This is a genomic window from Demequina lignilytica (assembly GCF_030418305.1).
GTDB classification, from domain to species: Bacteria; Actinomycetota; Actinomycetes; order Actinomycetales; family Demequinaceae; genus Demequina; species Demequina lignilytica.
In genome coordinates this window covers 81,661-106,321 of the sequence record NZ_JAUHPX010000007.1, presented here as the reverse complement: position 1 = coordinate 106,321, position 24,661 = coordinate 81,661, and the positions used below count along the sequence as shown (strand labels likewise).

At 72.3% G+C, this 24,661-nt stretch carries 26 protein-coding genes and 1 pseudogene; 13 read left to right on the top strand and 14 right to left on the bottom strand.

All coding sequences use genetic code 11. The annotated features are described in order from the left end of the window. Positions 1-25: 25 nt before the first annotated feature. On the top strand, positions 26-1,324 hold the full coding sequence (locus tag QQX10_RS11770) for a DUF3500 domain-containing protein (RefSeq protein WP_301121416.1): 1,299 nt from the start codon (positions 26-28) through the stop codon (positions 1,322-1,324). Between the two features lie 78 nt (positions 1,325-1,402). After that, positions 1,403-2,455 (top strand): hypothetical protein, encoded by a 1,053-nt coding sequence (locus QQX10_RS11765; protein ID WP_301121414.1) that lies wholly within the window; start codon positions 1,403-1,405, stop codon positions 2,453-2,455. Positions 2,456-2,477: 22 nt separating this feature from the next. On the opposite strand, the gene QQX10_RS11760 is transcribed toward QQX10_RS11765, so the two are convergent. Both QQX10_RS11760 and QQX10_RS11755 read right to left on the bottom strand, forming a co-directional pair. Continuing rightward, positions 2,478-3,134, bottom strand: coding sequence for a GntR family transcriptional regulator (locus tag QQX10_RS11760; protein WP_301121412.1), 657 nt, complete (start codon positions 3,132-3,134; stop codon positions 2,478-2,480). A gap of 90 nt (positions 3,135-3,224) precedes the next feature. Next, the gene (locus tag QQX10_RS11755; protein ID WP_301121410.1) at positions 3,225-4,145 is read right to left on the bottom strand and encodes a LysR family transcriptional regulator; all 921 of its coding nucleotides are present in this window, start codon (positions 4,143-4,145) and stop codon (positions 3,225-3,227) included. A 133-nt stretch (positions 4,146-4,278) separates the two neighbouring features. On the opposite strand from QQX10_RS11755, the gene hpaD reads away from it, so the two are divergent. The 4 genes and pseudogenes from hpaD (at position 4,279) to QQX10_RS11735 (ending at position 7,552) form a co-directional block, all read left to right on the top strand. Next, positions 4,279-5,277, top strand: a complete 999-nt coding sequence (gene hpaD / locus QQX10_RS11750) for a 3,4-dihydroxyphenylacetate 2,3-dioxygenase (protein ID WP_301121408.1) — start codon at positions 4,279-4,281, stop codon at positions 5,275-5,277. A gap of 16 nt (positions 5,278-5,293) precedes the next feature. Continuing rightward, a pseudogene (locus tag QQX10_RS11745) lies at positions 5,294-5,989 on the top strand (RraA family protein); the annotation flags it as partial. Continuing rightward, the gene (locus tag QQX10_RS11740) at positions 5,979-6,767 is read left to right on the top strand and encodes a 2-keto-4-pentenoate hydratase (RefSeq protein WP_301121406.1); all 789 of its coding nucleotides are present in this window, start codon (positions 5,979-5,981) and stop codon (positions 6,765-6,767) included. The pseudogene QQX10_RS11745 and the gene QQX10_RS11740, both read left to right, overlap by 11 nt. Continuing rightward, positions 6,752-7,552, top strand: coding sequence for an aldolase/citrate lyase family protein (locus tag QQX10_RS11735; RefSeq protein WP_301121404.1), 801 nt, complete (start codon positions 6,752-6,754; stop codon positions 7,550-7,552). The genes QQX10_RS11740 and QQX10_RS11735 overlap by 16 nt, the downstream gene beginning before the upstream one ends. Before the next feature lie 19 nt (positions 7,553-7,571). Here QQX10_RS11735 and efeB read toward each other — a convergent pair whose 3' ends face one another. The 5 genes from efeB to QQX10_RS11710 form a co-directional block, all read right to left on the bottom strand. Further along, the gene (efeB, locus tag QQX10_RS11730; protein ID WP_301121402.1) at positions 7,572-8,927 is read right to left on the bottom strand and encodes an iron uptake transporter deferrochelatase/peroxidase subunit; all 1,356 of its coding nucleotides are present in this window, start codon (positions 8,925-8,927) and stop codon (positions 7,572-7,574) included. A gap of 10 nt (positions 8,928-8,937) precedes the next feature. After that, a complete protein-coding gene (gene efeO / locus QQX10_RS11725) occupies positions 8,938-10,101 on the bottom strand; it encodes an iron uptake system protein EfeO (protein ID WP_301121400.1) in 1,164 nt (387 codons plus the stop codon). A 43-nt stretch (positions 10,102-10,144) separates the two neighbouring features. Then, positions 10,145-11,002, bottom strand: a complete 858-nt coding sequence (gene efeU, locus QQX10_RS11720) for an iron uptake transporter permease EfeU (RefSeq protein WP_301121398.1) — start codon at positions 11,000-11,002, stop codon at positions 10,145-10,147. A gap of 221 nt (positions 11,003-11,223) precedes the next feature. Further along, the gene (locus QQX10_RS11715) at positions 11,224-13,002 is read right to left on the bottom strand and encodes an acetyl/propionyl/methylcrotonyl-CoA carboxylase subunit alpha (RefSeq protein WP_301121396.1); all 1,779 of its coding nucleotides are present in this window, start codon (positions 13,000-13,002) and stop codon (positions 11,224-11,226) included. Positions 13,003-13,183: 181 nt separating this feature from the next. Then, the gene (locus tag QQX10_RS11710) at positions 13,184-13,825 is read right to left on the bottom strand and encodes a Maf family protein (RefSeq protein WP_301121394.1); all 642 of its coding nucleotides are present in this window, start codon (positions 13,823-13,825) and stop codon (positions 13,184-13,186) included. 107 nt (positions 13,826-13,932) lie between these two features. Between QQX10_RS11710 and QQX10_RS11705 the strand changes: the two genes are divergently transcribed. Next, positions 13,933-14,382 (top strand): MarR family winged helix-turn-helix transcriptional regulator, encoded by a 450-nt coding sequence (locus QQX10_RS11705; RefSeq protein ID WP_301121392.1) that lies wholly within the window; start codon positions 13,933-13,935, stop codon positions 14,380-14,382. A gap of 6 nt (positions 14,383-14,388) precedes the next feature. On the opposite strand, the gene QQX10_RS11700 is transcribed toward QQX10_RS11705, so the two are convergent. From QQX10_RS11700 to QQX10_RS11670, 7 genes are all read right to left on the bottom strand, one after another. Next, positions 14,389-14,601 (bottom strand): hypothetical protein, encoded by a 213-nt coding sequence (locus tag QQX10_RS11700; RefSeq protein WP_301121390.1) that lies wholly within the window; start codon positions 14,599-14,601, stop codon positions 14,389-14,391. Beyond that, the gene (gene feoB / locus QQX10_RS11695; RefSeq protein WP_301121388.1) at positions 14,598-16,481 is read right to left on the bottom strand and encodes a ferrous iron transporter B; all 1,884 of its coding nucleotides are present in this window, start codon (positions 16,479-16,481) and stop codon (positions 14,598-14,600) included. The genes QQX10_RS11700 and feoB overlap by 4 nt, the downstream gene beginning before the upstream one ends. Next, positions 16,478-16,699: a FeoA family protein gene (locus QQX10_RS11690; protein WP_301121386.1), complete on the bottom strand. Its 222-nt coding sequence runs from the start codon at positions 16,697-16,699 to the stop codon at positions 16,478-16,480. Before QQX10_RS11690 ends, feoB begins: the two co-directional genes overlap by 4 nt. 73 nt (positions 16,700-16,772) lie before the next feature. Then, positions 16,773-17,105 carry a hypothetical protein gene (locus QQX10_RS11685; RefSeq protein ID WP_301121384.1) on the bottom strand — a complete coding sequence of 111 codons (333 nt, stop codon included), beginning with the start codon at positions 17,103-17,105 and terminating at the stop codon, positions 16,773-16,775. 27 nt (positions 17,106-17,132) lie between these two features. After that, positions 17,133-17,714, bottom strand: coding sequence for a SanA/YdcF family protein (locus QQX10_RS11680; protein WP_301121382.1), 582 nt, complete (start codon positions 17,712-17,714; stop codon positions 17,133-17,135). Then, positions 17,711-17,965: an acyl-CoA carboxylase epsilon subunit gene (locus QQX10_RS11675; protein WP_301121380.1), complete on the bottom strand. Its 255-nt coding sequence runs from the start codon at positions 17,963-17,965 to the stop codon at positions 17,711-17,713. Before QQX10_RS11675 ends, QQX10_RS11680 begins: the two co-directional genes overlap by 4 nt. Then, the gene (locus QQX10_RS11670; RefSeq protein WP_301121378.1) at positions 17,962-19,542 is read right to left on the bottom strand and encodes an acyl-CoA carboxylase subunit beta; all 1,581 of its coding nucleotides are present in this window, start codon (positions 19,540-19,542) and stop codon (positions 17,962-17,964) included. The genes QQX10_RS11675 and QQX10_RS11670 overlap by 4 nt, the downstream gene beginning before the upstream one ends. Positions 19,543-19,824: 282 nt before the next feature. On the opposite strand from QQX10_RS11670, the gene mtlA reads away from it, so the two are divergent. From mtlA to QQX10_RS11640, 6 genes are all read left to right on the top strand, one after another. Further along, positions 19,825-20,958 carry a mannitol-specific PTS transporter subunit IIC gene (gene mtlA / locus QQX10_RS11665; RefSeq protein WP_301121376.1) on the top strand — a complete coding sequence of 378 codons (1,134 nt, stop codon included), beginning with the start codon at positions 19,825-19,827 and terminating at the stop codon, positions 20,956-20,958. An 86-nt stretch (positions 20,959-21,044) separates the two neighbouring features. After that, positions 21,045-21,353 (top strand): PTS sugar transporter subunit IIBC family protein, encoded by a 309-nt coding sequence (locus QQX10_RS11660; protein ID WP_301121374.1) that lies wholly within the window; start codon positions 21,045-21,047, stop codon positions 21,351-21,353. Positions 21,354-21,357: 4 nt separating this feature from the next. Beyond that, on the top strand, positions 21,358-21,786 hold the full coding sequence (locus tag QQX10_RS11655; protein ID WP_301121372.1) for a PTS mannitol transporter subunit IIA: 429 nt from the start codon (positions 21,358-21,360) through the stop codon (positions 21,784-21,786). A 38-nt stretch (positions 21,787-21,824) separates the two neighbouring features. Further along, the gene (locus QQX10_RS11650; RefSeq protein ID WP_301121370.1) at positions 21,825-22,865 is read left to right on the top strand and encodes a zinc-dependent dehydrogenase; all 1,041 of its coding nucleotides are present in this window, start codon (positions 21,825-21,827) and stop codon (positions 22,863-22,865) included. A gap of 87 nt (positions 22,866-22,952) precedes the next feature. Then, a complete protein-coding gene (locus QQX10_RS11645; RefSeq protein WP_301121368.1) occupies positions 22,953-23,714 on the top strand; it encodes a DeoR/GlpR family DNA-binding transcription regulator in 762 nt (253 codons plus the stop codon). A 19-nt stretch (positions 23,715-23,733) separates the two neighbouring features. After that, a complete protein-coding gene (locus QQX10_RS11640; protein ID WP_301121366.1) occupies positions 23,734-24,588 on the top strand; it encodes a biotin--[acetyl-CoA-carboxylase] ligase in 855 nt (284 codons plus the stop codon). Positions 24,589-24,661 lie beyond the last annotated feature (73 nt).

The window sequence follows — 24,661 nt, the reverse complement described above, 5'->3', positions numbered from 1 at the left end:
TCCGGATCCCGGAAGGAGGCTCGGCATGACCGCCGACCACGACATCGACGGCTCGTTCTCGACCGCGCGCGTCACGGCGCGGGAGGAGGCCGTCACGCTCTCGCAGGACTCGTACACCGCGTTCCTGTACCCGCTCGACGATGAGAAGCTCGCGCCGTGGCGGGGCATGGGCGTCGACGAGTTCTCCGCCATCAAGCGCAGCCCGGACTTCGTCCAGGCGCTCCTGGGTGACTGGCGGTCGCTCTACGAGCAGCCGTTCGTCGGCATCACCACCGGGGGTGTGGTGCGCGACGGCGTGCACCCGCTGGGTGAGGCGCGTCCGAACGATCCCGAGCCGGTCGACGCGGCGCGGGTGCTCGTGGACCTGCTCGATGCTGAGCGCCGGGAGGCGCTGCTGCACGATCTCGACGCGCCCGACTGGCGCGCCTGGTCCAACCCCGAGTTCGTGATCCACCGCGTGGGACTGCGGCTCGAGGAGCAGGACGATGCGGTGGTCGAGGCCGTCCACGCGCTCATGCGGGCGTCTCTGAGCACCGCGGGCTACGCCCGCGCCCGCGAGGCGATGGAGCTGAACGGCTACCTGGGGGAGCTGACCGGCCTCGAGACGCTGATGAACGACCGCTCCTACTGGATCGCGCTGTACGGCACCCCCTCCGTCGACGCGCCGTGGGGCTGGCAGCTCTTCGGTCATCACCTCGCGCTCAACGTCGTGTTCGTCGGAGGGCGCCAGGTGATCGCGCCCGTCTTCATCGGTGCGGAGCCGGCGCTGTCGGACGGCGAGCGCGCCCCCCTGTTCGACGCGCGCGAGCGGCTGGCGATCGAGCTGGCGGAGTCGCTCTCGGCCGAGCAGCGCGGCGAGGCGGTCGTCTACGCCACCGTGCTCGATCCCGCCATGCCGGAGGGCCGCGTGCACCCGGCGGACGAACGCCACCTCGCCGGGGCCTTCCGCGACAACCGCGTGATCCCGTACGAGGGGATCCGCGCGGACCGGCTCACGTCGGCGCAGCGGGTGCTGCTGCGCGCGATCGTGGAGGACTTCCTCCTGCTGCTGCCGGACGCGCAGCGCGAGCGTGCGCTCTCCGAGGTGGCCGACTATCTCCCCGAGACTCATCTTGCCTGGTACGGCGCCACGGATGGATCGCAGCCGTTCTACTTCCGTATCCAGAGCCCGGTGATCCTCGCCGAGCTCGACCACCACGCGGGAGTCTGGCTGTCGAACCGGGTGCCGCAGCGCTTCCACGTGCACACCACGCTGCGCCTGCCGAACGGCAACGACTACGGCAAGGCGTACCTGCGGCAGTGGAGGGCCGCCCGCCCCGCGTGACCCAGCCGGGACGTGCCAGAATGGCGCGACTCCCGCGCCCGCCGGCGCGCATCGTCCCCCGTCGCGAGAGGCCTCCCCATGACGTACACCCCGCACGCCGCCCACCTGGTCGGCTCGATCAACCTGCCCGATGCCGAGACCGTGATGCGCACGGCCGCCGCGGAGCTGGGCGACCGGCTCGCGCGCATGCCCGACGGCGAGGTGGGCGACCGCTTCCACTGGGTGGCGTTCCAGCCCGACCGGATGGCGCGCACCCCCGGCCTGGAGCGCGAGGGCGACCACCCGATCATGGTGGGCACGCTGGACATCAGGAAGATCGCGGTGCCCGCCGGCCTCGACCTCCAGACGCTCGAGCTCGCGCCGCTCGGATACGCCGAGGCGGCGCTGGAGTCGTGGGCCGTGTTCTCGCGGCTGCAGGGTGAGGGCGTGATCCCCGCACGCACCCGCTTCCAGGTCTCCCTGCCGACCCCGGTCGGCGTGGTGGGCTCGATGGTCGCGAAGGACGACCGCGAGCGCTTCGAGCCGGTCTACGAGCGCGCGCTGTTCGCGGAGCTGGCGCAGATCCTCGCGGCGATCCCCCACGAGCGGCTCGCGATCCAGTGGGACAACGCCCTCGAGTTCGGCTACCTCGAGGGTGCGGGGTACCGGGGCTCGACGGATCGCGGCTGGTTCGGCGAGGACATCTGGGCCGCGCTGGCCGAGCGCGCCGCGCGCCAGGCCGCGCAGGTGCCCGCCGACGTCGCGCTCGGCTACCACCTCTGCTACGGCGACATCGGCGAGAAGCATTACGTCGAGCCGACCGACGCGGGGTTCCTGGCCCGCTTCGCCCAGATGCTGATCGACGTGGCCGACCGCCGCATCGACTGGATTCACCTGCCGGTGCCGATCGAGCGTGACGACGAGGCCTACTTCGCCCCGCTCGCGTCGCTCCAGCTCCCCGCGGGCACGGACCTGTTCCTGGGCCTGGTGCACCGCCAGGACGGGGCGGAGGGGGCGGGGCGGCGCATCGTCGCCGCGCGGGCGGCGGTGCCGGAGTTCGGCATCGCGACGGAGTGCGGCATCGGGCGGGCTCCCGCCGACGCCGTGGCGGGCCTGTTCGCGCTGCACCGCGAGGTGAGCACCCCGCTCTGAGGCATCCCGTGGCTGGCCGGCGTCAGGCCTGGGCGGCCCTGTTGCGCTCGGCGTCCTCCATCACGGCGGTGAGGTTGTTGAGCTCGTGGCGGCGGGCGGCGGTCTCGATCATGTCCGCGTCCGCGCCGCCCTCGATGAGGTCGATCAGCTGGTCGTGCTCGGTGAGCGAGGCCAGCGCGCGCCCGGGGGCGTAGAAGAAGGCCGAGCGCCGGATCAGCTCCAGGCGGCTCCACTCGTGATGGACCATGCCGGTCAGCCGCTCGTCGTCGCAACGCGAGCACAGCAGCTCATGGAACTCGCGGTTCATGCGCCCGAAGTGCGAGGTGTCGAAGTTGGCGAGAGCGTCGCGCATGGCCTGGTTGAGCCGGCGCGCCTCCGCGATGTCGTCGGACGTGAGCGACGGGGCGGACAGCGACGTCGCGAGCCCCTCGATCCGGGCGAGGAGGCGCAGGGTCCGCTGCCACGCGTCGGTGTCGAACGTCTTCACCAGCGCGCCGACGTTGGGCACGATGTCCACCCAGCCCTCGGCCTCGAGGCGCCGCAGGGACTCCCGCCACGGCACGGAGCTGATGCCGTGCTCGCGCGCGAGCTGGTCGATCACGAGGCGGTAGCCGGGGCCGTAGTGCCCGTCCATGATCCGCGCCTTGAGGATCTCGTAGGCCTGGTCAGCCTTGCTCACGGCCACTGCCGGGCCTCCTTCTCGCTGCGTCGTCGGAGCGGTGCGCGACCGTGTGGTCCCGCCCGGCCCGCGCTGCGATCGTATCGCACATCACATCGGATCTGACGGCGTCGTGCCTGCGACGTGCCGGATCAGCTGGTCCAGCGCGGGCTCCCGCCTGGCGTCCGCTCGCACCAGCAGGAGCGCGCGGAGGGGCGACGGCTCCGGCGTGATCCGCCGCAGGGTGAGGCCGAACCGCGCGAGGCTCGCCAGGTCCGGGTCGGGCAGCACGGCGCGCGCCAGGCCCGCCTCGACGAGCGGCACCGAGGTCTGGATGGTCTCGACGGTCCGCACCCGTCCGGGGACGATGCCGTGGCGCCGGAAGGTCGCGTCGATCGCCTCGGGCAGGCTGGGCACGGCGGCCGTGCCGCGCGGCATCACGACCGTCGCCCCGTCGAACGTCGCGAGCGGCAGCGGATCCGGGGCATCGTCCGCGCCCGGGGGGAGGGCCGCGACCAGCGGGACCTCGCCCCAGTCGATCACCTCCAGCTGCCCGCGATGGCGCGACGCGAAGCGGCGCGCGTCCGCCACCAGGATCGCGGCGGCGTCCACCCGACGCTGCTGGAGCATGTCGATCGCGGTCCACGGCGGCGGGTCGATCAGGCGCACCTCGACGTCGGGCGCCGCGGCCGCATGCGCGCGCAGCAGCGTGGGGATCCGGTGCCACAGCAGCGCGGGGACGGCCGCCAGCGTGAGCACGCCGGCGGTGCCCGCCCCGAATCGTCCGAGGCTGGCGACCATCTCGTCGACCTCGCCGAGCACGCGGGAGGACTGGTCGAGCAGGAAGCGCCCGGCCGAGGTGGGCTCGACCCCGCGGGAGGTGCGCTCGAGCAGCGTGACGCCGAGCTCCGCCTCGAGCTTCGCGATCGCGACGGACAGCGGGGGCTGGGACATGTGCAGCCGCTCGGCGGCCGCGGTGAGCGAGCCCGCCTCGGCCACGGCGGCGAAGTAGCGGAGGTGCCTGAGCTCCATGAGGACGATGCTATCGAGCAACCTCCGCCATACACCAGATGTATGGCTGAGAACGCCTTCGATAGTTCCCCGCGGCGCCCGGCACGGCGATGCTGAGGGCATCGGTCAACGACGATCACCCCAGGAGCCCCCCATGACCCTGCCCGTCACCAACCACGACCCGGCGTTCGAGATCACCCGCGCCAGCCACGTCCGCATGGGCTGCACCAACCTCGAGAAGAGCCGCGACTTCTACCGCGACACGGTCGGGCTGGTGGTCACCGAGGAGACCGACACCGCGATCTACATGCGCGGCCTCGAGGAGGCGTGCCACCACTCGCTCGTGCTCGAGTGGACGCCGGAGGCCAAGGCCCACCGCGTCGGCCTGCGTGTCAAGCGCGAGAGCGACGTGCTGAACGCGGAGAGGTACTTCAAGGCCGTCGGCATCGAGCACGAGCGGGTCGAGGTCGATCACCAGGGTCCCACCCTGCGCTTCCGCGACCCCGTGGGCACCCTCATGGAGATCACCTCCGAGATGTCGCTGGTGGAGCGCAGGATGGCGGCGTTCGACGAGTTCGTCGCGGGCGCGCCGCAGCGGCTCGACCACTATCAGGTGGTCACCTACGACGTGCAGGAGGCCACCGACTTCTGGACCGGCCTGGGCATGCGCATGTCGGAGTACACGGCCAAGGACGGCACCGACGAGCTGTGGGGCTCGTGGATGGAGGTCAAGGGCAACACCCACGACCTGGTCTTCACCAACGGCCGCGGACCCCGCCTGCACCACTTCGCCTACACGGTGCCCGACGCGACCCACATCATCCACGCGGCGGACGTCGCCGGCGCGCGCGGCTTCGGCCAGGAGATCGATCGCGGCCCCGGGCGCCACGGCATCTCGAACGCGCTCTTCCTGTACCTGCGGGACCCCGACCAGCACCGCATCGAGCTGTTCACCACGCACTACCAGTTCATCGACCTCGAGGACGAGCCGATCCGCTGGGATGTGTCCGACCCGCGTCGCGCCCAGCAGTGGGGGATGCCGGCCTCGCGTCGGTGGTTCTTCGAGGCGAGCGAGTTCCCGGGCGAGGTGATCACCGAGCCGATGCTCACCGCCACGCCCGATACGCTCGAGGACTACCTGGCCATTCACTGAGAGGGCCCGCATGACATCGCTGTCCCCGGAGCTCCGCTCGCTGCTCGAGCGGGTCCCCACCGCGGGCCTGTCCGCGCAGCTGCGCAAGCGCGGCTACGAGTCCATCCACCTCGACGGCGTCGCGTCGCTCGTGCCCGGCCAGCGCCTGGTCGGCACCGCCCGCACGCTCAGGTACATCCCGCATCGTCCCGACCTGTTCGCCGAGCACGCGAGCGGCTACAACGCCCAGAAGCGGCTCTTCGACGCCGTCGGTCCGGGCGACGTGATCGTGATCGAGGCGCGCGGCGACGCCACCTCGGGCACCCTGGGGGACATCCTGGCGCTGCGCGCGCAGACGCTCGGCGCCGCCGGGATCGTCACCGACGGCGGGGTGCGGGACGCCGCCGCCGTGGCCGAGGCGGGGATGCCGGTCTTCGCCGCCGGCGCGCACCCCGCGGTGCTGGGCCGCCGCCATGTCCCGTGGGAGGCGGACGCGACCATCGCCTGCGGCGGGGCCTCGGTGCAGCCGGGCGATGTCATCGTCGGCGACGCCGACGGCGTGGTGGTGATCCCGCCCGCGCTCGCGCAGGAGGTGGCCGAGGCCGCGCTCGCGCAGGAGGACGAGGACGCGTGGGTCGCCGCCCGCGTCGCCGAGGGCCACCCGCTCGACGGGCTGTTCCCGATGGACGCGCGGTGGCGCGCGCGCTACGAGGAGGACCGCCGTGGGGCTTGACCGCGCGACCATCGACGCGATCGCCGAGGAGCTCGCGCAGGCGGAACGGGACCACGCCGTGATCGAGCGCATCACGGCGCGCTACCCGGACGCCCGGGTCGAGGACTCCTACGCGATCCAGGGCGTGTGGCGCGACAAGGCGCTCGCGGCGGGTCGGCGCATCGCCGGCCGCAAGATCGGCCTGACCTCGAAGGCGATGCAGGCCGCCACCGGGATCACCGAGCCCGACTACGGGGTCATGTTCGAGGACACCGTGTTCCCGTCGGGCGCCGAGCTGCGGCATGCCGACTACTCCAACGTGCGGATCGAGGTCGAGCTCGCATTCGTGCTGCGCGAGCCGCTCCAGGGTCCCGACTGCACGCTCGCGGACGTGCTCGCCGCCACCGAGTCCGTGGTGCCGGCGCTCGAGGTGCTCAACAGCCACATCCAGCTCGAGGGCCGGACCATCGTGGACACCATCTCCGACAACGCCGCCTACGGGGCGATGGTCGTCGGCGACACGCGCGTCGCGCCGGAGGACGTGGACCTCCGCTGGGTCGCGGCGCTCCTGGCGCGCAACGGCGAGATCGAGGAGACCGGCGTCGCCGCCGGCGTGCTCGGCCACCCCGCGACCGGCGTCGCCTGGCTCGCCAACCGCTTCCATGCCCACGGCGACCGGCTCGAGGCCGGCGAGATCATCCTCGCGGGCTCGTTCACCCGGCCGATGTGGGTGCACCCGGGCGACGAGGTCGCCTGCGACTACGGACCGTTGGGGGTCGTGACATGCCGCTTCATCTAGGTCGTCCCATGCGCGAGCGGCTGGCCTCGGCCGACCGCCCGCTCGCGGGCATGTGGGTGTGCTCGGGCTCGCCCGTGGTCGCCGAGATCTGCGCGGGCGGCGGGCTCGACTGGCTGCTGATCGACATGGAGCACGGACCGAACGGCCTCCCCGAGGTGCTGGCCCAGCTGCAGGCGGTCGCCGCCTACCCGACGGTGCCCGTGGTGCGCGTCCCCGCGAACGACCCGGTGCTGCTCAAGCAGGTGCTCGACCTGGGCGCCCAGAGCGTGCTGGTCCCGATGGTGAGCAGCGCCGCCGAGGCGCGGGCCGCCGTCGAGGCGGTCCGCTACCCGCCCCGCGGACGCCGCGGCGTGGGATCGGCGCTCGCCCGCTCGGCTCGGTGGAACCGGGTCGACGGCTACCTGGACGATGCGGACCGCCACGTGTCGCTGATGGTGCAGGTGGAGACGGCGGCCGCGGTCGAGGCGGCCGGCGAGATCGCGGCGGTCGACGGTATCGACGCGGTGTTCGTCGGTCCCAGCGACCTCGCCGCGTCGATGGGCCTGCTCGGGCAGCAGACGCATCCCGAGGTGACCGCCGCGGTGCTGCGGGCGTTCGACGCCGTGCGCGCCGCGGGCACGCCCGTGGGCGTCAACGCGTTCGACCCGGCCGTCGCAGCGTCCTACGTCGAGGCGGGTGCGTCCTTCGTGCTGGTCGCCGCGGACGTCGCGATGCTGGCGCGGGGATCGGAGGCGCTCGCCGCGCGCTGGTGCGCCGAGGATCCCGACGAGCGGCCGTCCTACTAGGACGGACCCGTCGCCGGCGTCACGCGAACAGCGCCTCGCCGACGAACGCGCCCCCGTCGGAGCCCAGCGTCGCGCCCGCGGGCACGCCCGGGGGGATCGCGAACAGGGCGGAGCCGGTGGTGCGCAGGTACTCGATGGTCATGACGTCGTGGCTCGACAGGGCGTTCTGGATCGGCACGAACTGGGTCGCGGGATCGCGCACGTAGGCGAGGAAGAACAGGCCGGCGTCGAGGCGCCCGAGGTCGTCCGCGCCGTCGGTGAAGTTGTAGCCCCGGCGCAGCATGCGCGCCCCGCCGTTCGCGCTGGGGTGCGCGAGCGCCACGTGCGAGTCGGGCCGGATGAGCGGCTCGCCGTCGCGTCCCGTCACCGTGAAGTCGGGCTCCGTGAACTCCGAGCCGCCCGACAGCGGCGCTCCCGAGCCCTTGGTGCGACCGACGTCCGACTCCTGCTGCTGTAGCGAGGTCCGGTCCCAGTTCTCCGCGAGGATCCTGATGCGGCGCGCGACCAGGTACGAGCCGCCGGCCATCCACTCCTCGCCGTCGTCGGCGGACGCCCAGACGTGCTCGTCGACCAGGTCCACGTCCTCGGCGCGCAGGTTGGCGGTGCCGTCCTTGAAGCCCATGAAGTTGCGCGGCGTGTCCTGCGCGCGCGTGGTGGAGGACGTGCGGCCGAAGCCCAGCTGCGTCCACCGGATCGCGGCGTCGCCGAACGCGATCCGCGAGAGGTTGCGGATCGCGTGGACGGCGACCTGCGGGTCGTCCGCGCACGCCTGGATGCACAGGTCGCCGCCGACGTAGCGCTCGTCGAGCGTGTCCCCGGAGAACTTCGGCAGGTCGATCAGCTGGGCCGGGCGGCGGTCCGCGAGCCCGAAGCGGTCGTCGAACAGGCCTGGCCCGAATCCGAAGGTGATGGTCAGTCCCGAGGCGGGCAGGCCGAGCGCCTCGCCCGTGTCGTCCGGGGGAGCGGCGTACGCGCCGCCGGCCGCGCCCGAGCCGAGCTCGGAGCCGGTCATGAGGGTCGCGGCCGCCTCGGTCCACTTGCGCAGCAGCGAGATCACCCGTGCGCGCGAGTCCGTGGTGAGGTCGAAGGCGGCGAAGTGCAGGCGGTCCTGCTGCGGCGTGACGATGCCGGACTGGTGGGTGCCGAAGAAGTCGTACGCGTGGCGCTGGAGCGGGTCGGCGGTCGCGCGCCCGGCGGCGAAGCCGCCGGCTCCCACGGCGGCGACGCCGGCCGCGGCGCCCACCGTGCCCAGCACGGCGCGCCGGGACATCCCGCGGCGAGGCGCCGCATCGACCGGCTCCACGGCGGCATCGGGGGACGCGCCGACGGGCGCCGAGGTGTCCTCGGCGCCCGTGGCGGGGTGCTGCTCGCTCATGCGGTGAACCCTAGATGACCGCCGCGGCGGTGAGGCGCGACAGCGGCTCGGCGAGCGCGTCGACCGCGCGGGCGAGCTCGACGATCTGGTCCTCGGTGAGGTCGGTGTAGAGCACGAAGCCCTCCTCGATCGAGCCGTACTGCGCGAGCAGCTCGTTCAGCTCGGCGAAGCGGGAGTCGAGCTCCTCGACCAGGTCGGGGTCGGTCTCGGCGGTGACGTCGCGGAGCACGCCGAACGCGACCGCGGCGCCGTCGACGTTCGCCTGGAAGTCCCACAGGTCGGTGTGCGACCAGATCTCCTCCTCGCCGGTGATCTTGCCGGCCGCGACCTCGTCGAGCAGCTCCTTCGCGCCGTTGCCCACCTGGAAGGCGTCGATGGTGAAGTCGTCCGCGTTCACGCGCGCGGCGAGCTCGGCGGTGTCGGCGGCCAGCTTGTCGGCCAGCTCCTGACGCTCCGCGTCGGTGAGGTCGTAGCCCTCGGCCGGCGGCCACAGGTTCTTCTCGATGCGGTGCCAGCCGGTCCACTCCTCGCCCTCCGCGAGGTCGGCCTCGCGGGCGTCCATCATCGGGTCGAGGTCGCCGAACGACTCGGCGACGGGCTCGATCCGCTCCCAGTGGACGCGGGCGTCGGCGTAGAGCTCGCGGGCGGTGTCGTCGTCGCCGGCGACGTAGGCCTCGAGGAACGCGGCGGTCTTCTGCTCGAGCGTCTGGATCTGGTCGCGCACGTACAGCAGGTACGAGTCGCCGGCGGCGGTCAGCTGCTCGGCCTTGTCGCCGGAGATGACGTCCTCGCCCGAGTCGGTGACGGTGAAGGCGGCCTGGATGCCGTCACCGACCATGCCGGGCTTGCAGGCGGTCAGGTAGTCGCCGGGGCCCACCTGGACCACCAGCTGGCGGGTGATGCCCGGGCCGATGTTCTCCACCTCGGAGATGATCCGCAGGCCGTCGGGGGCGAGCAGGTAGAACTCCGTGACGTCGTCGCCGTCGTTGGTGACGTCGAAGACGATCGTGCCGGACGGCGCCTCGGTGGCCGCGACGTCGCAGGCGTCGGCGGTCGAGGACACGGCGATGGTGTCGCCGTCCGCCTGGGTGTTGGGCACGCAGGCGGCGAGCGCGAGGGCGGACACGGGGATGGCGGCGACGGCGCCGAGGCGCGCGAGGGCGGGGCGAGGCATGGTGATCCTTCGTCAGGGGTGAGCGGGGTGGAGAGGGGAGGCGTTATGCGGCGGCGGCTGCCGGCTCGCGTGCGGGCGCGGTGCGCGGCACGGGCGGACCCGAGCGGAACGCCATGCGGACGAACATCCACATGACCGGCACCACGTACGCGACCCAGGCGACGGCCTCGAGCACCGTGGTCGCGGGGGAGAAGTTGAAGACGCCCTTGAGGAGCGTGCCGAGCACGGAGCCGGGGGCCACCGTGGCGCTCACGTCGAAGGCGAGGGTGTTGAGGCCGGGCAGGATGCCGGCCTCCTGCAGGTCGTGCACGCCGTAGGCGAGCACGCCGCCGGCGACGATGATGAGGAACACGCCGGTCCACTGGAAGAACACGCGCAGGTTCACCCTCACCGCGCCCTTGTAGATGAGCCAGCCGAGCGCGACCGCGGTGGCGATGCCGAGGGTCGCGCCGATGATCGGGGCGAGGCTCGACCCGGCGGAGGTGATGCCGGCCCAGAGGAACAGCGCGGTCTCGAGGCCCTCGCGGCCCACGGCCAGCATCGCCATCGCGACGATCGCGCCCTTGCCCACGGAGATCGCGTTCTCGAGCGCGTTCTCCAGTTGGCCCTTGAGGTGGCGGGCGGTCTTGCCCATCCAGAAGATCATCCACGTGATGAGGCCCACCGCGACGATGCTGAGCGTGCCGCCGATCGCCTCCTGCGCCTCGAACGTCAGCCCCTGCGGGCCGAGCGTGAGGAGCGCGCCCACGCCGATCGACACGCCCGCGGCGATGCCGACCCCGAACCACACCTGGCGCAGCAGCCCGCGACGGTCGGTCCGGACCAGGTACGCGACCAGGATGCCGACGACGAGCGCGGCCTCCAGACCCTCACGGAGCCCGATGAGGTAGTTGGCGAGCATGGTGGCCTTCCGAGCGGGGACTAAGGCGAGCCTTACCTGAACGGTGCGAGCGTAGGGGGCCGCCGCTCGCGCTGTCAACCATTAGCGAACAATCGCGTTGCGTAATTGCGCCGGCGCGGGGAGGGACGATGCGGAGGTCGCGTGCGCAGCGGAACTGGTGGTCCCGTGGGGCGCACGGGGTGGCGGACAGCGGTCCTGAGCGTCCCGCCGGGGACGGGGGGCTACTCGGCGTCGACGATCTCGCAGATGACGGTGCCGGAGCTGACCCCCGCGCCGACCGTCGCCGCGAGGGCGCGGACCACGCCGGCCCGGTGCGCCGTCAGCGGCTGCTCCATCTTCATCGCCTCGAGCACCACCACGAGGTCGCCCTCGGCGACGATCGCGCCGTCCGCGACCGCGACCTTCACGATCGTGCCCTGCATGGGCGACGCGAGCGTGTTCCCCGACGCGCCGCGCGGGGCGCCGTTCGAGGACCTGCGCATCGGCCGCTTGCCCGCTTGACGGGCACCGGCTCGACCGGCCTGTGCGAGGGAGGCGGGCAGGACCACCTCGAGGCGCTTGCCGCCGACCTCCACGATCACCCGCTCGGTCGCCGGCGCATCGGCCTCGGCATCGGCCGAGGAGGCGCCGGGGGCGAGCCCCGCGACCGTGTCCGCGAACTCGGACTCGATCCAGGTCGTGTAGACGCGGAAGCCGTCGACCGCCGTGAACTGCGGGGCGTCGAGCACGGCCCGGTGGAAGGGGAGCACGGTGGGGATGCCCTCGACCGTCATCTCCGCGAGCGCGCGGCGCGCGCGGGCGAGCGCCTGGTCGCGGGTCGCGCCGGTGACGATCACCTTGGCGATCATCGAGTCGAAGTTGCCGGACACGGCGTCGCCCTGGGCGACGCCCGCGTCGACGCGGACGCCGGGACCCGACGGGAAGCGCAGGGTGGAGATGGTGCCGGGCGCGGGCATGAAGCCCTTGGCCGGGTCCTCGCCGTTGATGCGGAACTCGATCGAGTGGCCCCGCGTGACGGGGTGGAGGTCCGCGATGGACTCGCCGGCCGCGATCCGGAACTGCTCGAGCACCAGGTCGACGCCGGTCACCTCCTCGGTCACGGGGTGCTCGACCTGGAGCCGGGTGTTCACCTCGAGGAAGCTGATGGTGCCGTCGACGCCCACCAGGAACTCGCACGTCCCCGCGCCCTGGTAGCCGGCCTCCTTCAGGATCGCCTCGCTCGCCTCGACCAGCCGCGCGTTCTGGGCGTCGGTGAGGAACGGCGCGGGGGCCTCCTCGACCAGCTTCTGGTGGCGGCGCTGGAGCGAGCAGTCGCGGGTGGAGACGACGCGCACGTTGCCGTGGGCGTCCGCGAGGCACTGCGTCTCCACGTGACGCGGCTTGTCGAGGAACCGCTCGACGAAGCACTCGCCGCGACCGAAGGCCGCGACGGCCTCGCGGGTCGCAGAGTCGAACAGCTCGGGGATCTCCTCGAGCGTGCGCGCGACCTTGAGGCCGCGGCCGCCGCCGCCGAAGGCGGCCTTGATGGCGACCGGGAGCCCATGCTCCTGCGCGAACGCGACCACCTCGTCGGACGATGCGACGGGGTCGGGGGTGCCCGGCACCAGCGGTGCGCCGGCGCGCTGGGCGATGTGCCGCGCGCTCACCTTGTCGCCGAGGCCGTCGATCGCCTCGGGTGACGGGCCGATCCACGTGAGCCCCGCGGCGATGACCGCACGCGCGAAGTCCGAGTTCTCGGCGAGGAAGCCGTAGCCCGGGTGGACGGCCTCGGCGCCGCTGCGCCGCGCGGCGTCGACGATCTTCGCGATGTCGAGGTACGTCTCGCGGGCGGTCGAGCCGCCGAGCGCGTACGCCTCGTCGGCCAAGGCGACGTGGGGGGCGTCGCGGTCCGGGTCCGCGTACACGGCGACGGAGCGCAGACCCGCGTCCGCGCAGGCGCGGATGATGCGGACGGCGATCTCGCCACGGTTGGCGACCAGGACGGAGGCGAAGGCAGTCACCCCGAAACGTTAGCGCGGGCATCCGCGGGAGCGGCGCTTCGATGCGTGGGGGGACCCAACTTTGGGCCGGGCGATAAGCCTTCCCCGCATCGTTTGTGCGTTCTCACAGCGAATCGGGGCCAGGATCCGCCTGAGGGCTGTCTGAGTTGTCGCGCCCCTACAAACCGGGGAGGGTATCGGGTCAGGCGCGCAGGTCGTGGAACGCGACGCCGAGCTCGAGGAGCAGGGACCGCAGCAGCGGCAGGCTCACGCCGACCACCCCGTGGTAGTCGCCCTCGATCGCCTCGACGTAGGGGCCGCCCAGGCCGTCCACGGTGAACGCTCCTGCGACGCGCAGGGGCTCGCCCGTCGCGACGTAGGCGTCGATCTCCGCATCCGACAGGTCGGCGAACCGCACGACCGTCGACGACGTCGCGCCGAGCGTGGCCGCGGTGCCGCTCCCGCGGTCGTCGACCAGCCAGTGGCCCGTGTGGAGGACCCCGGTGCGACCGCGCATCGCATGCCAGCGCGCCACCGCCGTGATCGCATCGGCGGGCTTGCCCAGGATCTCCCCGTCGAGCTCGAGCATCGAGTCGCAGCCGAGCACCACCGCGTCCGTGTCCCACGTTCCGGCCACGTCCTCGGCCTTGGCCTGCGCCAGCACGAGCACCGCGTCCGCGGGAGGCAGGTCGCCCCAGCCCGCGGCGGCGTGGCGCTCCTGGGCGGCCGCCAGCGCCGCGTCCTCGTCGACCTCGCTGACGATCACCTCGGGCTCGACGCCGGCGGATCGAAGGGTCGCGAGACGGGCGGGGGACTGCGAGGCGAGCACCAGCGGGACGGTCATGCAGGAGAGGGTAGCCGGGCGCGCAACGCGCCGCCGAAGCGAGGGTAAAGATCAGGTAAGAGGACCGCTATAGTAGGCGGAACCGAAAGTTTCTCGAGGGGGAATCGATGGGCGACCGGGACGCTTTGCTGGACACGGCATGCGACGAGCTGCAGCACTTCCTGCGCATCTCCGCACCCCGCACCGAGGTGGTCACGAGCCTGGGTCTGACCCTTCACCAGTTCCGCGCCCTGGTCATCGTGTACTCGCAGGAAGGGTGCACCACGACGGACCTCGCCGAGCAGGTCGGCGTGCATCCGTCGGTCGCCACCGGGATCGTCCAGCGGATGGTCCAGCGCGGCGTGTTCGAGCGCAGCGAGGATCCGGAGGACCGCCGGATCCGCCGGATCCGTCTCACCGCCAGGGGCCGCGAGCTCGCCGAGGAGGTCGTGGGCACGGCACGCGTCCAGCGACGCGAGCAGCTGGAGTCGCTCGACGACGCCCAGCTCGAGCAGATCGCGGCCATGCTCTCGTCCATGATCGGCGGCATCAACGGCCGCCGCGGCCGCTCCGACTGAGGCCCGTCAGCGCGCGAGAGGACAGCCGGCGCACGCCGGCGAGTCGCCAGGCACGCAGGTTCCACAGGCGGCTCCGGCACGGATGACGAGGCCGAACCTCTCGCCCTCCTCCGCCACGGCCTCGGCCAGATCGAGAGGGATCCCGAGGGTGCGCGCGGCCGCACGCGGGCTCTCGCCCGCGGCCAGACGCTCCATCACGGCACCGAACACGCCGGTCACAGCAGCCGGCCCACCTGGAACACCGCCGTCGCGAGCGCGAACGTCATCGCGAGCTGCGCGGCGGCGGAGCCCGCGGTCCATCGCCAGCCGTAGAGCCGGCGCTGCTCGGCGAGCGTGGCCATGCAGGGCAGGTAGCCGAGCACGAACACCATGAACGCGAGTCCCGCCGCGCCGACGGCGCCTCCGGAGGTCTGCTCGACCGTCGCTCGCACCTGCTCCCCGAGCGAGGCCGAGGGCTCCGACCCCGGGTCCTCGAGGGCGTAGGACTGCGCCAGGGCGCCGACCGTGACCTCCTTGGCGGCGATGCCCGAGACGAGCGACGCTGCGATGTGCCAGTCGTCGAGGCCCATGGGTGCCAGGGCGGGCGCGATCGCCGTCGCGGTCGCGCCGTACACCGAGTCCTGCACCGGCACGTCCGCGAGGTCGTGGCCGCCGCGCACCGGGATCGCCTGCAGGACCCACAGCACCGCGACGGCCACCATGATCACGCTGCCGGCCTTGCGCACGAAGGACACGACCCGCGTCCACACCCCCAGGCCGAGCGTCCGCAGGTGCGGCCACTGGTAGTCGGGGAGGGCGATGATGAGCGGCTCGGGCCGCACGTCGCGCAACGCGGTGCGGCGCGCGGCGAGGCCGAACGCCACCACGAGCACGATCGACAGCAGGTACATCCCGAACACCACGGAGCCGGCGCTGTCGGGGAAGAAGGTCTGCGCGAGCAGCAGGTAGACCGTGAGCCGCGCCGTGCACGTGGTGAGCGGCACCATCAGGCCCGTGAGCAGGCGCTGGCGGGCGTGGGGCAGCACGGCGGTCGCGGACAGCGCCGGCACGTTGCAGCCGAAGCCCACGATCAGCGGCAGCATCGCCCGCCCGTCGAGGCCGATCGCCCGCATCGCGCGGTCGGCGACGATCGCGACCCGCGCGAGGTACCCGCAGGACTCGAGCGCGGACACGCAGGCGAACATGATGGCCATCAGCGGGATGAAGGAGACGACGGCGCCGACTCCCGCGACGAGCCCGCCGATCGCGAAGGACTCGAGCCAGGCGGGTGCCTGCACTGCTCCCAGCAGCCACTCCGCGGTCGAGGTGACCGGCCCGTCGACCACCGCGGCCGCGCCGTCCATGAGGGGAGCGGCGACGGCGGTCGTGAGCTGGAACACGGCCCAGATCACGGCCAGGAACGCCGGCACCCCGGCCCACGGGTTGAGCAGGACGCGGTCGATGCGGTCGGAGACGGTCTCGCGGGTCTCCACCGAGGTCAGCGTGGCGTCGGCGACGCCCTCGATCCAGTCGAACAGCTGCTGCGCGTGGGCCAGCTCGTCGCCGAGCTCGTGGTCGTGGTCGCGGCGCTCGATCCCGGCGACGCGCGGCGGCGTGCGCAGGGCCTGGGCGACCGTCGCGGCGAGCAGACCCGTGCCCGCGCCGGTGCGGCCGTTCACCTCGACCACCGGCACGCCCAGCGCGGCGGCGAGCGCGTCGAGGTCCGGGCGGAGCCCGCGTGCCTCCGCCAGGTCCACCATGCTGATCGCCGCGACCACCGGCCGGCCCGCCCGGGCGACCTGCCCGAGCACGTACAGGGAGCGGCTCAGCGCGGTGGCGTCGAGCACGACGACGGCGAGATCGTGGGAGGGGTCGTCGACGGCATCGGCGGCGACCTGCTCGTCGGGAGAGCGCGCGATCAGCGAGTAGGTGCCCGGCAGATCCACGAGCGACACGTCGGTCGAGCCCGCGCGCCACGAGCCCTCCGCCAGCGACACGGTGGTGCCGGGCGCGTTGACCACCTTCTGGCGCGCTCCGGTGAGGTGGTTGAAGAGCGTCGACTTGCCGACGTTCGGATTGCCGACCAGGAGCACGCTCGCGGTCGAGACCTGGGTGGTCATGCCGGATCCACCTCGATCAGCGCCGAGGTCTGACGGTCGACCGCGATGCGGGCTCCGCCGACCGCGACGACCCGCGCACCCGACGCGGCCCGTCCGGCGACCCGGACGCGGATCCCCGGGCGCAGACCCATCTCGCGCAGCCGCAGCGCGACCGGCGCGTCGGCGCTGATGCTTCGGATCCGGGCGACGGCGCCCGGCGCGAGGGTGTGGAGCAGCACCCGCACAGGATAATTCCGGAAGGGAAGGCTTGCCTTATCCGTAGGTCCCGGGTGCGGGATCCCGGACCATCCCTCAGCGCGGGCGCCGACGCGCCGAGCCCACGAGCGCCAGGGCGACCAGCACGGCGACGGCGCCGCCCTGGGCGAGCGTCCAGCGGACCGACCGTCCCCGGCGGGCGGTGCCCATGACCGCGCCCGCGTCCCGGGACGCCATCAGCGAGCCGCGCGACGCGAACGACATCGCGGAGCCGACGCTCGCGGAGCTGCCGATGCTGAAGGCGGAGAGCGCCGAGCCGACGGACCCGATCGACAGCACGCTGCCGACCGACAGGATCGACAGCGCGGAGCCCGTGCTGGCGATCGACAGGATCGAGTCCTCGGACGCGAGGGACCACTTCGACGGCATGACCCCATCGTGGCCCACGTCGGCGGCTCACGCCATGGTGTCGAGCACGGCCTTCCAGGCCGCCGCCATCTCCCGCCCGTAGCCGATCACGGTGTGCGTGCGCGCGAGCACGGCGGGGGACGCGCCCTGCGCCTCGAGCCCGGCGCGCCGGCACAGCCACACGGCCCGCGGCAGGTGGAACTCCTGCGAGCATGCGATCACCGAGCGGAGCTCGCGCGCCGCGGCACCGCGCGCGGAGGCCCACGTGTTCACCCCGGCCGGGTCCATGACGATGTCGCGTGCGGGCACGCCCATCTCGATGGCCGTGCGGCGCATCGTGCCCGGCTCGTCGAGACCCTCCTTGTTCGGCCCCGCCCCGCTCATCAGCAGGGTGCCGACCAGGCCCCGGCGGTAGAGCTCGACGCCCACGACGACGCGCTCGCGGAGGAAGCGGCTGGGGCGGCCGTCGGGCCACACGCGCGCACCGAGCACCAGCGCGGCGTCGGCCGGACGCAGGTCGCCCGAGTCGACCGCATGACGGGACGATGCGGTGGTCGCCCGCATGGCGACGGCGGGGGCGGCGACGGCGGCGAGCCCCGCGGCGCCGAACGCGACCAGAGGGCGGCTCACCGGAGCGAGTGGCGCCAGGCGTCCGCGCCGCGGGCGAGCGGCAGCATGATCCGCCGCCCGCGCATCGTCCGCGTGCGATCCATCCACGCGGAACGCGGGTCGCCCTCCAGCGTCGTCTCGTCGGCCGCCGCCTGCGACGCCGCCGCGACCGCGATCAGGCCGGCGACCACCGCCTCGAGCTCCGCGTCGTCGGCCGCGCCGCGGATCACCCGCAGCTCGGTCGGGTCGCCTGAGTTCTCGGGCTCGGTCACAGCGGGATGTTCCCGTGCTTCTTGGGCGGCAGCGAGGCGCGCTTGGTGCGCAGCGCGCGGAGCGCCCGGGTGACCTGCGCCCGCGTCTCGGACGGCTCGATCACGGCGTCGACGTAGCCGCGGTCGGCGGCGTCGTAGGGGTTGACGATCCGGTCCTCGTAGTCCTCGACCAGGGCCTGTCGCTCGGCCTCGACGTCGCCGCCCTTCGCCTCGACGTCGGCGAGCGTGCGGCGGTGGAGGATGTTGACGGCTCCGCCGGCGCCCATCACCGCGACCTGCGCCGTGGGCCACGCGAGGTTGACGTCCGCGCCGAGCTGCTTGGACGCCATGACGATGTAGGCGCCGCCGTAGGCCTTGCGGGTGATCACCGTGATGAGGGGCACGGTCGCCTCGGCGTAGGCGTAGATGAGCTTGGCGCCCCGACGGATGATGCCCTGGTGCTCCTGGTTGACGCCGGGCAGGAAGCCGGGCACGTCCACGAGCGTGATGATCGGGATGTTGAACGAGTCGCACGTCCGCACGAACCGGGCGGCCTTCTCGGAGGCGTTGATGTCGAGCGTGCCGGCCATCTGCATGGGCTGGTTGGCGACGATCCCGACGGAGTGGCCCTCCACGTGCCCGAAGCCGACCACCACGTTCGGGGCGAACAGCGGCTGGATCTCGAGGAACTCCCCGTCGTCGACCACGGCGGCGATCAGCGCCTTCATGTCGTACGGCTGGTTGTCGCTGTCCGGGACCAGCGCGTCGAGCGCGAGGTCCTCGGCGGTGGGCTCGAGGTCCGCCTCCTCCGTCCAGATCGGCGGGTCGGCGAGGTTGTTCTGGGGCAGGTACTGGAGCAGGTGCTGGACGTACTCGAGCGCATCGTCCTCGTCCGCCGCGAGGTAGTGGGCGACGCCCGACGTGACGTTGTGGGTCTGGCCGCCTCCCAGCTCCTCGAACGTGACCTGCTCGCCGGTGACGGACCTGATCACGTCGGGGCCGGTGATGAACATCTGCGAGGTGCCGTCGGCCATGACGATGAAGTCGGTGAGCGCGGGGGAGTAGACCGCGCCGCCGGCGGAGGGGCCCAGGATGATCGAGATCTGCGGGATCACGCCCGAGGCCGCGACGTTGCGGCGGAAGATCTCCGCGAACTGGGTGAGGGCCGCGACACCCTCCTGGATGCGCGCGCCGCCACCGTCGGAGATGCCGATCAACGGCACGCCGGTACGCAGCGCGAAGTCCTGGATCTTCGCGATCTTCTGGCCGTGGACCTCGCCGAGCGATCCGCCGAAGACGGTGAAGTCCTGCGAGTAGACCGCGACCTGGCGCCCGTCGACGGTGCCGTAGCCGGTGACAACGCCGTCGCCGTAGGGCCGGTTGCGGTCGAGCCCGAAGTTGCGCGAGCGGTGGCGCGAGAGCCGGTCGAGCTCGACGAACGAGCCCTCGTCGAGCAGCTGGTCGACGCGCTCGCGGGCGGTCTTCTTTCCGCGCGCGTGCTGCTTCTCCTGGGCCGTCGTCTCGGGTGCGGTGACCGCGGCGTCGACCTTCTTGCGAAGGTCCTCGAGCGACGATGCTGTGGTCTTCGCGGGCCTCATGGGGGACACATCTCTCCTTGGGTACGGGCTGCCCCACAGCCTAGCGGCGCCCGTGCGGGCTGCACGGTGTGTCCGATTCGGGCGCGTTCGGGCTTCCCGGGTGTGCCCGGTTTTCGCAAACCCCCAGGAGGGCTCCTGCCTGAGTGCGCCCGAATGTGTTTGACTCACGCCGAATGTGTGGCTATTGTCGTGACCGTCGACGACGACAACGCCCGTTACCGGGCGACATGCGGCACGAGATCCCTCGCAAGGAAGCGGGGAGAGAGAAAGGGTTGGCAGCGCATGTCTCTATCCGATGCACAGTCCGCCACGGCGGCTAACAAGAACCGCGAAGGCGGCGTGGGCGCGGCGGTCCAGAGGTTCGGCCGCTTCCTGTCCGGCATGATCATGCCGAACATCGGCGCCTTCGTGGCGTGGGGCCTCATCACCGCGTTCTTCATCCCCACGGGATGGACGCCCAACGAGGGCCTGGCCGCGCTGGTCGGCCCGATGATCACCTACCTGCTCCCGCTCCTGATCGGCTACACCGGCGGAAAGATCGTCCACGGGATCCGCGGTGGTGTGATCGGCGCCATCGTCACCATGGGTGTGATCGTGGGCGCCGATGTCCCGATGTTCATGGGCGCGATGATCGCCGGTCCGGCGGCCGCGTGGGTGCTCAAGAAGTTCGACAAGCTCATCGAGGGCAAGGTCAAGGCCGGCTTCGAGATGCTCATCGACAACTTCTCGATCGGCATCATCGGCATGCTGCTCGCGATCGTCGGCAAGCTCGCGATCGGCCCCGTGGTCACCAAGCTGGTCGAGTGGGCCGGCAACGGCGTGGACTTCCTGGTCGACGCCCACCTGCTGCCGCTCGCCTCGCTGATCGTGGAGCCCGCCAAGGTGCTGTTCCTGAACAACGCCATCAACCACGGCGTGTTCACCCCGCTCGGCACCCAGGAGGCGCTCGAGACCGGCAAGTCGCTGCTGTTCATGATCGAGTCGAACCCCGGGCCCGGCCTGGGCATCCTCGCCGCGTTCATGTTCTTCGGCCCGCGCATGCTGCGTGCCTCGGTCCCCGGCGCGATCATCATCCACTTCTTCGGCGGCATCCACGAGATCTACTTCCCGTACATCCTCATGAAGCCGAAGCTGATCGCCGCGGCCATCGCGGGCGGCATGTCCGGCGTGCTCACCGGCGTGATCCTGGACAACGGCCTGGTGGCGCCCCCGTCGCCGGGATCGATCTTCGCGTACATCACCTTCACGCCGAAGGGCGAGTACGTGGGGATGTTCCTCCAGGTGTTCATCGCGGCCGCGGTCGCGTTCGTGGTGGCGTTCTTCCTGCTGAAGTTCGACAAGGAGCTCCGCCAGGAGGCCAAGGAGGAGGCCGCCGCCAAGGAGGCCGGTCTCCCCGACCCGATGACCGGCGCCTGATCGGCGCACAATCGAAGGTGCGGGGGCCGCGCCCGCGGCCCCCGCACCGAACCCCTCACGACACACATAGAAGGAGAGTGGCGACGATGCCCTCAGTCAACGGTTCCGATGTCAAGCGAGTGATCGTGGCGTGCGACGCCGGCATGGGCTCGTCCGTCATGGTGGCGAGCACGCTGCGCACCAAGCTCGCGAAGTACGGCGTCGAGGTCAAGCACACCCCGGTCGACGAGATCCCGGGCGACGCCAACGTGGTGCTGTGCCACCAGGGCCTGGCCGCCCGCGCCAAGTCCACCGCGCCCGGCGCCGTCGTGGTGCCCTTCGCGATCTTCATGGGCGACCCGGCCTTCACGAAGGTCGAGAACGCCATCGCCAACAACCAGGTGCTGGAGTCCTGAGCTCATGGCGATCCTGTCGCGCGAAGGCGTCCGTCTTGGCCTGACGGCTCAGGACAAGACGGACGCCATCCGTCAGTGCGGCGAGCTCCTGGTCGAGCTCGGCGCCGCCACGGAGGAGTACGCCGCCGCGCTGCACGAGCGCGAGGAGCAGGTGTCCACCTTCATCGGCGAGGGCGTGGCGATCCCCCACGGGACCAACGAGAGCCGCGCGCACATCGCGCGCGCCGCCATCGCCTACCTGCAGTTCCCCGACGGCATCGACTGGGACGGCAAGGAGGTGTTCGTGTGCATCGCGATCGCCTCCAAGTCCGAGGAGCACATCGACATCCTCCAGTCCCTCGCCGCCGTCCTGATGAACCCCGAGTCCGCGGCCCGGCTGCGCGAGGCGGCCGACGTCGATCAGGTCATGGGCCTGCTCGCTCCCGCCGCCTGACTCACCCTGATCCGTCCCCACGACCGAAAGGAACCACCATGAAGGCGCTGCGCTTCTACGCACCCGAGGACGTCCGCATCGAGGATGTGCCCGAGCCCGAGGTCGGCCCCGGCGAGGTCAAGCTCCGCGTGCGGAACACCTCCACCTGCGGCACCGACGTCAAGATCTTCTACAACGGCCACCAGAACCTCACGCCGCCGCGCACCATCGGCCACGAGATCGCCGGCGAGATCGTCGCGATCGGCGAGGGGGTCGACGGCTGGGCCATCGGCGACCGCGTGCAGGTCATCGCCGCGGTGCCCTGCGGCGACTGCTACGAGTGCTCGCGCGGCTGGATGGAGGTCTGCCAGAACCAGACCTCGATGGGCTACCAGTACGACGGCGGCTTCGCCGAGTACATGATCGTCCCCCGCGAGGTGATGAAGGTCGACGGTCTCAACCGCATCCCCGAGGGCGTCGGCTACGACGAGGCCTCGGCGGCCGAGCCCCTCGCGTGCGCCATCAACGCGCAGCGGATCCTCGGCATCGAGGAGGGCGACACGGTGGTCGTGTTCGGCGCCGGCCCGATCGGCGCGATGCACATCCGTCTGGCCCGCGCCAACGGCGCCGCCCGGATCTTCCTCATCGACGTCAACGACGAGCGGCTCAAGATGACCGCCGACGCGGTCCACCCGGACGAGGTCATCAACGGCGCGAACGTCGACGTGGTCGAGAAGGTGAAGGAGCTGACGGACGGCCGCGGTGCGGACGCGATCATCACGGCGACCGCGGCGAACATCGCCCAGGAGCAGGCGATCTCGATGGCCGCCCGCAACGGCAAGATCTCCTTCTTCGGCGGCCTGCCGAAGACCAACCCGACCATCACGTGCGACTCGAACCTGGTGCACTACCGCCAGCTCCGCATCTTCGGTGCGAACGGCTCGGCGCCGGCGCACAACAAGATGGCGCTCGAGTACATCGCGACCGGCAAGGTGCCCGTGAAGGACCTGATCACGGAGCACATCCCGCTGGAGCGGGTCCTCGACGCGTTCGACATCGTCAAGCGCGGCGCTGCCATCAAGGTCACCGTCGAGCCCTGACCGGCCTCTCCCCATCGTGGCCGTCCCTCCGGACGGCCACGATGAGGGAGTATTGACCCCGGGGCACACAATTCTGGAGGGCATGGCGTGTACGCGGCAGAGCGGCAGCAGGCGATCCTCGAGCGCGCGCGCGAGGTCGGCCGCGTCGAGGTGGTGGCGCTGTCCGAGACGCTCGGCGTGACCGTCGAGACGGTCCGCCGCGACCTCACGGCCCTCGAGCGGCTCGGTGTGGTCCGCCGTGTGCATGGAGGCGCCCTCCCCGTGGAGCGGCTCACGCTCGAGCAGCACACCGCCGACCGTCAGATCCAGGCCACCTCGGAGAAGCGCACCATCGCGGAGCGCGCGCTCGAGGAGATCCCTCACGGCGGCTCGGTGATCCTCGACTCGGGCACGACCACCCTCGCGATCGCCCACGCGATGCCCGCGGACATGTCCGCGACGGTGGTCACCAACTCCTTCGCGATCGCCGCCGTGATCGCCGACCGCCCCTCGATCGACCTGGTCCTGCTCGGCGGCCGCGTGCGGCACCGCACCGGGGCCGCGGTCGGCGGCATGATGATCGAGGCGCTCGCGGGCATGTGCGCGGACGTCGCCTTCATGGGGGCCAACGGCTTCGACGTGAGCCACGGCTTCACCACGCCGGATCAGGCCGAGTCGGACGCCAAGCGGGCGATGGTGGGGGCGGCCCGCCGCGCCGTCATCGTGAGCGACTCGACCAAGGCCGGGCAGATCCATCTCCACCGCTTCGCGGGGCTGAGCGACATCGCCATGCTCATCACCGACACGGGTCTCGACCGCGACACCGCGGAGGACCTGGAGGCCGCGGGCGTCGAGGTGGCCCTCGTCTGACGGGGTCTACGCTGGCGCCGTGAGCTCCACCGTCCCCGCCGTGCCCGCCGAGCGCATCCTGCGCTCCCGGAGCGAGCTCACCGCGGGCGCGCTGGCAGGGCTGGTGCCCGCCCCGCTCGCGCGCGTCGACGTGCTCGCGCAGTCCCCGTCGACCAACACCCGCCTGCTCGAGGCGCTGCGGCGCGAGGGGAGCGCCTGGCCGCACCTGTCCGCGCTGGTGGCCGACCACCAGACCGCCGGCCGGGGCCGCGCCGGGCGCGCCTGGGTGACGCCGCGCGGGGCGGCCCTCACCGCATCGTTCGCGCTGAGACCCGTCGAGGTGGCACGCGCGGACTACGGCTGGGCGCCGCTCGTGACCGGGCTCGCGACGGTCCGCGCGCTGCGCCGCGCGGGCGTGGGCGCGTGGCTGAAGTGGCCCAACGACGTCGTGGTCGAGGCCGGCGCGCGGGAGATCCCCGGCTGGGGACGCTGGCGCAAGGTGGTCGGGATCCTGTGCGAGACGGGCGAGGATGACGCGGTCGTCGCGGGCATCGGCATCAACGTCTCGCAGGAGCCGGCCGAGCTGCCGGTCCCGCACGCGGCCTCCCTGGCGTCGCTGGGCGCCACCGAGCTCGACCGGGTGGTGCTCATGGGGCTGCTCGCGGCCGAGCTGCGCGACTCCGTGGCCCAGTGGCGCTCCGGGGAGCCGATGCGCGCGCCGGTGGAGGCCGTGCTCGCGACGGTCGGGTGGGACGTCGCGATCGACGTCCCCGACGGCGCGCCGGTCTCCGGGGTGGCCGAGGGGCTCGCCCCCGGCGGCGGCCTGGTGGTGCGCACGGCCGCCGGCGAGCGCCGCGAGGTGCTCGCGGGGGACGTCCGCGTGCGCCGCGGATGACAGGTTGTGCGACCGTGGGGACAGGTCGTGCATGGTCCCGGCCGGGACGCGCGAACGGGTGATTGCCTCTCCC